This window comes from Bacteroidota bacterium (assembly GCA_039821555.1).
In the GTDB taxonomy this organism is placed as follows: Bacteria; Bacteroidota; Rhodothermia; order Rhodothermales; family Rubricoccaceae; genus JBCBEX01.
This window is the reverse complement of record JBCBNX010000047.1, coordinates 1-1683: the sequence shown is the minus strand read 5'-3', so window position 1 is coordinate 1683 and position 1683 is coordinate 1. Positions and strand designations below refer to the sequence as shown.

Genomic DNA, 1683 nt, shown 5'->3' with positions numbered 1-1683 from the left:
GACGGCGAGGCGGTGGGGGATGGCGCGCTGGGCGAGGCGGGCCTGCTCGGCGTCGTTGAGCACCGCGCACGTCTCCATGCCCAGGGGAGTCTTGTGACGATGGGCGTGGTCGAGGGCGAGGCCCGCGCTGGCCAGGGACGGGATCAGGGTCTCCATAGGCTGCGTGAAGCAGACCTCGGCGTAGGACAACGGCTCTGCCTGTCCCAGAGTGGGTGGCGCTGCCAGCGCGAACGTGAAGACCAGCGCGAGAGTAGCAGCGGGGGCGAAACGAGGCATCATCGGGGGACGTGGGGCGCTTTTTGATTCGGAAGGACGCACGCCATCTACCCGCGAGGCCGTGCCTGTGTCATGCACAGGGTACAACTATTCCGCTGTGCGCGCGCCGCCCGCGCTCAAACCGTGTGGCTAGCCGCAGCGACCGAGACTAGCCTCCGACCCGGACGAAGCGCCGGGTGAGGACGCGCCCGTCCGCTGCGAGCCGCAGGACGTAGGTCCCTGTGCTGAGCGGGCGCCCGTGTGCGCTTCGACCGTCCCACGTGAGCCGGTGCGCGCCCGCCAGGAGTTCGCCATCGGCCAGTACGGCCACGCGGCGCCCGAGCAGGTCGAACACCTCAACAACGGCGGCCCCTGTGGCAGGCAGCGCGAAGTCTACGACGAGATCGCCCGCCGTCGGGTTGGGATACAGGGCCCCGATGCTTAGCTCCATGGCCTCAGGCTGTGCCTCGGCGTCCACGTCGAAGATGCTCACGAGCTCACTCACGCGGATGTTGTCCACGTACCAGCCGTCCGCTACGACGAAGTCATCGGACTGAAACTGAAACGCCAAGGTCAGCCCCGCGAACCCCGCGTAGTTGGACAGGGAGACATGTTCGCGGACCCAGGTCGATTGCGTTCCATCGTAGTAGGGTGCCCCCACTTCCTGGATACCAAAATCACCCGTATCTGCCCCGGGCGTCGTGTAGACGCCTTTGAGCGCTACGAACGGACGCCCATTGCTTGAGAGAAGCACCTGCCCCCCGTCGTAATCCGGCTCGATGTCCCATCGGGTGTCGAACGACAGGATTGGGCGAGATACCCCCCTCAGGTCGAGCGGTTCGTCGAGAATCAGGGTGGCGGTGGCGTCCAGGCCGTAGAAGCCGTCCGGTGATTCCGTGAACACCGAACCGGCGTCTCCATCGGTCGTCACTCGCCAGGCCGTGTTGCCCGCCAGGCTCCAGTTGGTAAGGGTGCTTGCCTCGTCTTCAAACAGTGGCAGTTCGGTGCCGATCAAGACTGGGTCGAGCTGGAACGTGAAGACCGCCCCGGCGATGTCGATTTCGACAGCGAGCCCCTCCTCAATCCCGAGCGGCGTCTCAGGGCGCACTTGAACATCCAGCGTGTCGCTCGTGACGCCCCCCGCTGCCAGTGCGATGCGGCCTGTCTCGCTCGGTGGGATGAGGTTCGGGTTGTCGCTGACAAGCCGGTACGTTGCCCCGGAGAGTGGACCCAAACCGATGTTCTCGAAATCAATGGTGACTTCCATCACCTCGCCTGGATCGATGTAGTCATTGCCGCACTGGAGCGCGTCGCACGCCAGCTTTCGGTCCGTTACCGAAGCGAGCGATGCTGCTGGGAAGCCCCCGGCGAGCCAGGCTAGCTTGTTGTTCGCGTCGAGATTCATCCGGGCGAGCGGCTCGATGCGAT

General features: G+C 65.4%; 2 protein-coding genes. Both read right to left on the bottom strand.

What is annotated here, in order from left to right; genetic code table 11:
- Positions 1–276, bottom strand: a 276-nt coding sequence (locus tag AAFU51_18780) for a hypothetical protein (GenBank protein MEO1573295.1), incomplete at its 3' end; no start/stop codon positions are given.
- Between the two features lie 148 nt (positions 277–424).
- Positions 425–1683 (bottom strand): T9SS type A sorting domain-containing protein (locus AAFU51_18775; protein ID MEO1573294.1); only part of this gene is annotated, 1259 nt, incomplete at its 5' end.